The 8,549-nt window shown below is 37.1% G+C and carries 7 protein-coding genes; 4 read left to right on the top strand and 3 right to left on the bottom strand.

Annotation, left to right across the window (positions count from 1 at the left end; genetic code table 11):
- Positions 1–372: 372 nt before the first annotated feature.
- Positions 373–681 carry a hypothetical protein gene (locus ABDZ84_RS13695; RefSeq protein WP_051388252.1) on the bottom strand — a complete coding sequence of 103 codons (309 nt, stop codon included), beginning with the start codon at positions 679–681 and terminating at the stop codon, positions 373–375.
- 790 nt (positions 682–1,471) lie between these two features.
- Positions 1,472–2,356 carry a LysR family transcriptional regulator gene (locus ABDZ84_RS13690; RefSeq protein WP_026679987.1) on the bottom strand — a complete coding sequence of 295 codons (885 nt, stop codon included), beginning with the start codon at positions 2,354–2,356 and terminating at the stop codon, positions 1,472–1,474.
- Positions 2,357–2,513: 157 nt separating this feature from the next.
- Here ABDZ84_RS13690 and ABDZ84_RS13685 point away from each other — a divergent pair, with 157 nt between their 5' ends.
- The 4 genes from ABDZ84_RS13685 (at position 2,514) to ABDZ84_RS13670 (ending at position 8,358) form a co-directional block, all read left to right on the top strand.
- Positions 2,514–4,691, top strand: a complete 2,178-nt coding sequence (locus ABDZ84_RS13685) for a malate synthase G (protein WP_026679986.1) — start codon at positions 2,514–2,516, stop codon at positions 4,689–4,691.
- 206 nt (positions 4,692–4,897) lie between these two features.
- Positions 4,898–5,149, top strand: coding sequence for a GlsB/YeaQ/YmgE family stress response membrane protein (locus ABDZ84_RS13680; RefSeq protein WP_026679985.1), 252 nt, complete (start codon positions 4,898–4,900; stop codon positions 5,147–5,149).
- 579 nt (positions 5,150–5,728) lie between these two features.
- Positions 5,729–6,373, top strand: coding sequence for a peptidylprolyl isomerase (locus ABDZ84_RS13675; RefSeq protein WP_026679984.1), 645 nt, complete (start codon positions 5,729–5,731; stop codon positions 6,371–6,373).
- Positions 6,374–7,176: 803 nt separating this feature from the next.
- The gene (locus ABDZ84_RS13670) at positions 7,177–8,358 is read left to right on the top strand and encodes a bis-aminopropyl spermidine synthase family protein (RefSeq protein WP_343781911.1); all 1,182 of its coding nucleotides are present in this window, start codon (positions 7,177–7,179) and stop codon (positions 8,356–8,358) included.
- On the opposite strand, the gene ABDZ84_RS13665 is transcribed toward ABDZ84_RS13670, so the two are convergent.
- A partial coding sequence (locus ABDZ84_RS13665; protein WP_425542129.1) for a hypothetical protein occupies positions 8,359–8,549 on the bottom strand: 191 nt, incomplete at its 5' end. It abuts the gene before it with no gap.

Raw genomic sequence — 8,549 nt, 5'->3', positions numbered from 1 at the left:
AACTAAAAAAAGATATGAATCCCATAATAAAATGGAAATCATATCTTTTTTGGACTTTTTCAGTGGCCTCAGCATAGTAGGGGATTTTACAGTGGAAATTAAAATATTTTGATTGGTGTTTTAAAAATTCTTGGAATAACCAAGATTGAATTTGTCATTATGCATATTTTGTAAATCAAAAAAGAACAAATTGGGGGATAAATGAACTCGTATCAGATAGTATCTCCTTTTGTATTAGCTGGTGTACCCACATTTTTGGATTATCACATGATCAAGCGGAAATAGGAGCTCTTGTCTAAGGTTTTTATCATGAAATAGATATGTAAAACAATGTAAGGTATTTTTGTAGTCGATGTATTAATCCTATACACCTTAATTGATATGGTCGTTATTTCCCCTACTTATTCCAATCGTCTTTAGTAGCATGTATATCAAATATATGCCAAGGTAAGCACCAGTAATTAAAAAGAAGGGGTTTAATAAAATGGCGTGAATATCTGTCATTAATACAGTGTTATTTTTTATTACGTTATAAATAGACAATGCAAGGATATTTCCAAAAACAACTAGAGACAGCAACGCACAAAGATTAAATACAATTTCGAACCGTTTATTAGATTTTTGAGAAAAGTACAAAATAGTTGGTAAGATAGCGCTACCTAATAGAATTAGTATTTTCACAATACTACCACCTTCTTACAGTTTGTATCTTCAGTATTTACGGAAATACGAGACCCATACATATTTTTCTAACTATTACCGTTCTTTTTACTCTGGGTAAGATGAGGGGTAAATCGATAGGAAGAGAAATTCCGATGAAGGTTTCTTCCTGGAGATAGTTATTACGTTATTAGACGCTATAGAGAATGAAACATATCATTGGCTTTGGATTGGGATGGATTTTGTACAAAGAGACGTTTGAAATTAGTTAATGATCTTATGCATCAAGCCGTTTTGGGAGAAAATGAATTTACTCCAGATAAGTCTGTTCTGCTAACTACACATTGGGATAGTCATTTTCAATAATTTGTTCCAATGATAAGCATAAACTCGACAGGATTGTAAATGAATGCTGTCTAGAAAGCTTTATTGTGACAATCAAACAGATATTTATTGGAGTCTCCGACATTACCAAGAGACTGAGACAAAGAAATTAATTATCGTTCGTTTTTTGATCAGAATCATTCATTTAATAGCTGAAATAAGCGAGACTCCTTGAAAAAGAAGAATGCTTTTTCTACGTGCGATGTATTGCTGCCGAAGCCTTCCTTATCCAGCGGGAACAGCACGAGTCCGAAGACCCACGTGGTAACGTGTTTTTCTTTACCAAGTTAGCTGATGCCGTGCCCGCGGAAAGCACGTATATTTTCACGGTGCGGCGATGATACTCCTATTAATAAACCTGATCATTCGTATTTTGAGTAAAGAAGTTGTGTTTTGCCCCAGCCTCGTCGAATTTTCATCTGTTTTATTAGTAAATAAAGTTTTCCGACATAGCAATAAACTCTCTGACGGCGTAGGGCAAATATTTATGCTTTTTCCAAATCATCCCTAGCTCTAGGTGTACGATAGGGTTTGTGAAAGGAATTGCAGTAATACTACGACTATTTATTTGACCGCATATTTTACTTGGTAACAGCGCAACTCCTAATTTCGCTTCTACCATTTCAATCATGAAGTCTTTTTGTGAGCTCTCACAGACGATTGTTGGTTGAAAGCCGTGGTTACTACACGCTTCCATAATCCTGTCATGGAGAGAAAAATCATTTCGATATAAGATAAAGGGTTCTTTTTCAATAGCGGCAAAATCAATCGACGCTTCATTTGCTATTGGATTATCAGTATGAACAATAAGCATTAACGGATCCTTTAGTAGCTGAATGATTTCAAAGCTTTCATTTTTAATAGGGATATTACAAATTAAGCCAATATCAAGCTCTCCCTCTCTAACCCCTTGTTTAATGCTGTTACTGCCAACCTCATGCAACGTCATATCAAAGGTTGGGTGTGCTTCCTTATAGTTGCTAATTAGTTTGGAAAAGAAAGCAGCACCTATAATCGGAGGTATTCCAATTTTGATTTCTCCCTTTTTTAAATGAATAACGTCATTAAGTTCTGCAGTTAAGTTATCAAATGCATCAAGTACATTCATTGCATTAACAAGAAAAGCACGTCCTGCATCTGTTAGCTCAAGCTGCTTTGCCCCGCGGTCGAATAATGGAGCGCCCAGTTCATTTTCCAAATTTTTAATGGTTTTACTTAATGAAGGCTGAGATATATGAAGTACAGTAGCGGCTTTCGTGAAGTTTCGTTGTTTCGCAACCTCTGCAAAGTATTCGACATGCCTTATGTCCATCTTATCTCCCCCTTTAACCAAGAGAATGTGTTACTGTTTTTTATTATACTGCAAGCTATAGCCAAAAGGAATAATGCTCATGCAAAACATATATTTTTGTTTCTACGCTACTCCGATTAAAATAATAGCAAGGAAGAATGGAAGAGGAGGAATAGCTATGACAGAATATGTGAAAGTAGGAACCCTACAAATTTCCAAGGAACTTTATGAGTTTGTTCAATCAGAAGCGTTGCCAGAAACAGGACTTAGTGAACCAACATTTTGGAAGGACTTCGCACAACTCGTTACTGATTTAGCTCCAAAGAATAAAGCATTATTAGCGGATCGTGATGCGTTCCAAGAAAAGATCAATGCTTGGCATAAAGCTAATGATGTAGTTGACTTTCAGGCATATCAAGCGTTTTTAAAGGGAATTGAATATATAGAGAGTCCAGTTGCTGATTTTACAATTGGAACTAAAAATATCGATGATGTAATTACAAAGCAAGCTGGACCGCAGCTTGTCGTTCCAATTGATAACGCTCGTTATGCTATTAATGCAGCTAATGCCCGTTGGGGATCTCTCTATGATGCTTTATATGGAACCGATGTGATAAATGAAGAAAATGGAGCAGATCGTATAGGGGCATATAATCCGATACGTGGAGAAAAGGTAATTGCTTTTGCCAAAGATTTTTTAGATAAACAAACACCGCTTATGGATGCCTCACATAAATCAGCAACGAAATACGCTATTGTGAATGGGAAATTAAACGTATCACTTGATGACGGAACGACAACTAGCCTAAAAGACGCTACGAAGTTTGTCGGTTATCAAGGCTTTACAGAAAATCCACATGCGCTGTTATTTTGTAATAATGGCTTACATTTCGAAATTCAAATTGACCGTACACATGCTATCGGTACAGTGGATAAAGCAGGGGTGAAGGATGTACTTATCGAATCTGCAACCTCCTGTATTATGGACTGTGAAGATTCTGTTGCGGCTGTTGATGCAACAGATAAAACACTTGTTTACAGGAATTGGCTAGGATTGAATCGTGGTAACTTATCATCGACCTTCACAAAGAATGGTAAGAAAGTAACACGTACATTACATGCAGATCGTAATTATATTGGATTGAATGGAGAGGAAATTACACTTTCTGGTCGCGTACTTATGTTTGTCCGAAATGTTGGACATCTAATGACAACGAATGCAATTATTGATGAATTTGGAAAAGGAATTCCAGAGGGAATCATGGATTGCGTGTTCACAAGCTTGATGGCGAAGCATGATCTATTGGGTAATAGTCCATACCAAAACTCGCAAAAAGGGTCCGTGTATATTGTGAAGCCGAAAATGCATGGTTCCAAAGAAGTAGCATTTGCGAATGAACTATTCAATCGAGTAGAAGATATGCTTGATATGCCCCGGTATACACTAAAAATCGGTATCATGGATGAAGAACGCCGGACAACGCTTAATTTAAAAAATTGCATTTATGAAGTTAAAGATAGAATTGTGTTTATTAATACCGGCTTTCTAGATCGTACTGGAGATGAAATCCATACGTCCATGGAAGCCGGCCCCATGATTCGAAAAGGAGAAATGAAGACTTCTTCATGGTTAAATGGTTATGAAAAAAATAATGTCCATACTGGTTTAAGAACTGGAATGAAAGGAAGAGCACAAATTGGTAAAGGTATGTGGGCAATGCCAGATTTGATGGAAGATATGCTAGCGCAGAAAATTGAACATCTACAGGCTGGCGGGAATACTGCTTGGGTTCCATCACCAACGGCTGCAACGCTTCACGCGCTACATTATCATGAAATAAACGTCACGGACGTGCAGGCGGAAATTGAAAAAGAGACAAAGGATTACCAAGCTGATATTTTACAGATACCAATTGCTAAACATGAAAATTGGTCAGCTGAAGAAATACAGGAGGAGCTTGATAATAGTGCCCAAACATTACTTGGCTATGTTGTTCGTTGGGTAGAACAAGGAGTTGGCTGCTCGAAGGTTCCAGATATTAATGATGTTGCATTGATGGAAGATCGTGCAACACTCCGCATATCTAGTCAAATGCTGACGAACTGGCTTCATCATGGAATTTGCAGCAAAGAGCAACTAATTAATACGTTAAAGCGAATGGCAAGAATTGTTGATAAGCAAAATGCGAGTGATCCTGCATATCGCAATATGGCTCCTAACTTTAACGAGTCCGTTGCTTTTCAAGCAGCATGCGATCTTGTATTGCAGGGGAAATCACAGCCAAGTGGATATACAGAACCAATTCTTCATCGACGCCGACTAGAAGCGAAAGAAAAGTACCATGTGAAAAGTTGACAAGAAATGATCGATTTCCAGTTATGTTGATAGAAGGTAAACCATTGTTTGTTAACAGGAGCACCTCTGCTTGAGGTTTATCAAGTAGCAAATAGTTAATGTGATAATTACTGATATTGCTTCATTTCTATAATTGTTTAAAACCATACATTTTGGGAAAGCTATTCCTATACCTAGAATCAAAACATCTATAGGAGGAAATCAATATGGGTTTTATTTGGTCATTAATTATTGGTGGTATTCTTGGCTGGCTGGCAAGTCTTATTGTTGGTCGTGATATCCCGGGAGGGGTTATTGGAAATATTATAGCAGGATTTATTGGCGCATGGCTTGGTTCACTAATCCTAGGTGAGTGGGGGCCAGAAATGGGCGGATTTTTCATCATCCCTGCTTTAATTGGAGCGATTGTTTTAATCTTAATCGTAAGCTTCATTATGAAAAGTATGCGACAAACATAAAAATGAATAAATATAGTATGATAACCAAATGTTCATGTAGATAACTAATGTAACAGGAGAATAAAAGCCATCTATGAAGACTTTATAATAAGATTACGGAATCGTCTGGGTGAGGAGTATTACGTGGAAGAATACTGAGTTGTTCTTGTAATTGCAGTAAAGTTATAATGGTGGCGAGACAAAAAATGGAATACCAAACTATAATCCAAGCATACAAAGCTATGTCCGGATCGTAGTTTGGTTTTTTATCGTTCACATTTAGAACTGATGATGATTCCAACGGGAATGGATAAATACAATGCTAGTAGAAGAATCATGCGGGAATAACATGAGTCCGAGGATTTACTCTGCTAAGCCAATGTTGATTTGCAGCGTACTTGTATGATAAAAGTATTTTATATTTCATAATGGATAAAGAATTACATAATTATTTAGCTTTTGATATGATCATTCGTTTAACCTCTTTATTCTCGTTATTTGTTAGGTGTGGAATAAAAAAGTAGAAGATTAAGAAAATAGACCCATCTCCTTCATGCTATAATACGGACAAGAAATCTTACTAACCAAGGGGAATAAGAAATGAGAAAAAAACAAAGAATGAATACGCTTCAGCTTCTCCCTCTGCTCTTTTTTGCCATCATAATCGTTCTAGCTGGCTGTGGGAGTAGTGCAGATAAGGGAGAAGCAGGTAATGGCAAGGGAAGCAGTGACTATCCAAATGATGTGGAAGAAAATCCGATTGTAACGATAACGATGGAAAATGATCAAAAGATAAAGCTTGAATTATATCCTGAGATCGCGCCAAATACGGTAGCGAATTTCATAGCGTTAACAGAGGAAGGGTTTTATGATGGATTGATATTTCATCGGGTCATGCCTGATTTTATGATTCAAGGCGGCGATCCAGAAGGAACGGGAGCTGGTGGTCCAGGTTATTCCATAGAGGGAGAATTTAGTTCCAATGATTTTAAAAATGAGCTTAAACATGAGCGTGGCGTAATTTCTATGGCTAGATCGGTTGATCCTAACTCAGCAGGCTCACAATTCTTTATTACGGTTGCCGATTCGCCACATTTGGATGGTGAGTATGCAGCATTCGGTAAAGTAACAGAAGGATTGGAGGTAACAGACGAGATTGTGTCTGCAGCTGAAGAACAAAAAATGCAGAAGGTAGAAGTTGATACGAAAGGGTATGAATATCCAAAACCTGATAAAGTTGAATAATCATTTTTTGAGCTTCATCCCACATATAACTGGAAGTTAAGCCCCCCACTTCTAGCAATGAAGAGAAACCAATATAGGTGAGAGTGGGATTGATTGTCGTAAATGTCCAATTGGTTCAAAGGCCTTTAAAATCATACCCTTGTGGTACGTACAATTAGTGGAGGATACAAAGACTAGTACAATGTGATTGGGTAGGAGAAGTTCTCAAGCGCAACTACAGTTTTTATTAGCATGTTAAAAATATATTGTGATCCCCACTAATGTGTGATATGCTGATTTCAACCCTATATAAAGAGGAGATAATTACATGGTAACAGGTGTGTTCAACTAATTCAGTAACTTAATAAGGTTTTAGAGTTCAAAAATGGTCATTTGTAGACAATACGAATGTTTATTTGAAATGGGCTTCTCTAACCTTCTGAATTAGTAATGAACAACGGTTAATCATGTCTTTAGAATCCTACGTGAAGAAGTGTAAAAACCCGTGCTGTTCAAGTGCGGGTTTTTTTAATCGCTTCAATCGTGCTAGGTGATTCGTAGAATGGACTTTTATTGGAAGTTCTTATGAATCATGCTTCTTTGGTATAGGGCTAGTAGACGGCAAATGACCATGTTCATTTGCCGTCTTTTTTTACACTGAAAAAATCTAGAAATCAGTGTGAATGCTAGCGAGGGCTATCGCCGTTAGATCTTGACGATTAGCTAAGCTTTCTAAATGAAAAGGGAGGAATAAGTAATGAATGTTTTTAAGAGTTATTTGAAGAGGAGTGAAAATAGAATGGAAATATGGAGGTATTATTATAATGGATATTATCGAACAGGTAGGTGCCAAACTTGATTTAGAAGAAGGTACAGCTGTTATCGAACAAGTAATCAGAGAATGTTATGTAGCGCCGGGGATTTCTACAAAGAATTTAGCGAGAAGGGTTCACCTTCCAGTACCAGTAACTGTCGCCGTAAAAAAAGAATTGATGAAGAAGGAAATATTAAAGCAAGATCGTGGTGTACGCTGTACAGTGAAAGGAAATATATTGGTAGAACAGGAGCTGGATTTTCAGGGATTAAACAAAACGTTATATCATAAACTTATATCGATCGAAGCTAATTGGTTAGACGAATGTCAGGACGTCCTTGCTGTGTTAAATCAATTATTTGCTGAGCGTCCGCAGGTTGACGTACAGTTAGATCAATCACAATGTACAGCTGAAACTAGTTTACGTCGAGCCATTCTCTGTCTAAAAGAGCATGCTTTAATTGGTAAACGTATCTTATGTATTGGAGATGATGATTTAGTTAGTATATCAATTGGCTTGCTATTAAAGAAATTATTTCCTGCGAAGCAAAGATTTAGAACGGTTATTCATGTAATGGATATTGATTGTCGCTTTCTTCAATTCATCAGTGATTTCACAGAAAAAGAAGGCTTACCAATCACATGTATAGAGCATGATATGCGGTACCCATTAGGCAAAACGTATGTAGCGTCATACGATTGCTTTTTTACAGATCCACCTTATACGCTAAACGGACTGGGGTTATTCCTAGCTAGAGGTATCCAAGCATTGAAAAGTAACCAAGGACGGCAAATCTTTTTATCTTTTGCACATAAGTCACCCGAATTTATGTTAGAAATGAATCGTTTGTTTGTTCAAATGGGATTGAGTATTGTTGCCACATATCCAAATTTTAATTCCTATGTGGGTGCTCAAATGATAGCAAACCAGAGCCAAATGCTTATTTTAAAAACGACAGCAGCTACACATATTGCAGATAACTGGCGTACTTTTTATACAGATCCCATCTATACTGGAGAGTTGAAGCAGTCAGAACGTATCTATAGCTGCAAGCATTGTGGAGAAAAATATCGTGTAGGGTATACAGGGAGATACAAAACAATTGAACAGCTAAAACAGGAAGGTTGTCCGAACTGTAATTCTAGCAACGTAATATTTATTTTAAAAGGAAAGGTGACGAAGAAAAGGTAATTATGATGGGGCTGGGACATAACTAGCCTGGAGAAGTAAAAAAGAGATTCCAGTTATCAAAAATAGATAGCTGGAATCTTTTTCATTATCATAAATACATGAATTTTGTTTTATGGCGGTATACTTTCTTAAGTTCACCGCCATAAAGGCAAATCCTAATTCATTTTCCACTTTCGAATTGCCTCTCACCG

Source organism: Virgibacillus salarius (genome assembly GCF_039521925.1).
In the GTDB taxonomy this organism is placed as follows: Bacteria; Bacillota; Bacilli; order Bacillales; family Amphibacillaceae; genus Virgibacillus; species Virgibacillus salarius.
The sequence above is the reverse complement of the archived record's forward strand: the minus strand, read 5'-3'. Positions and strand labels throughout refer to the sequence as shown.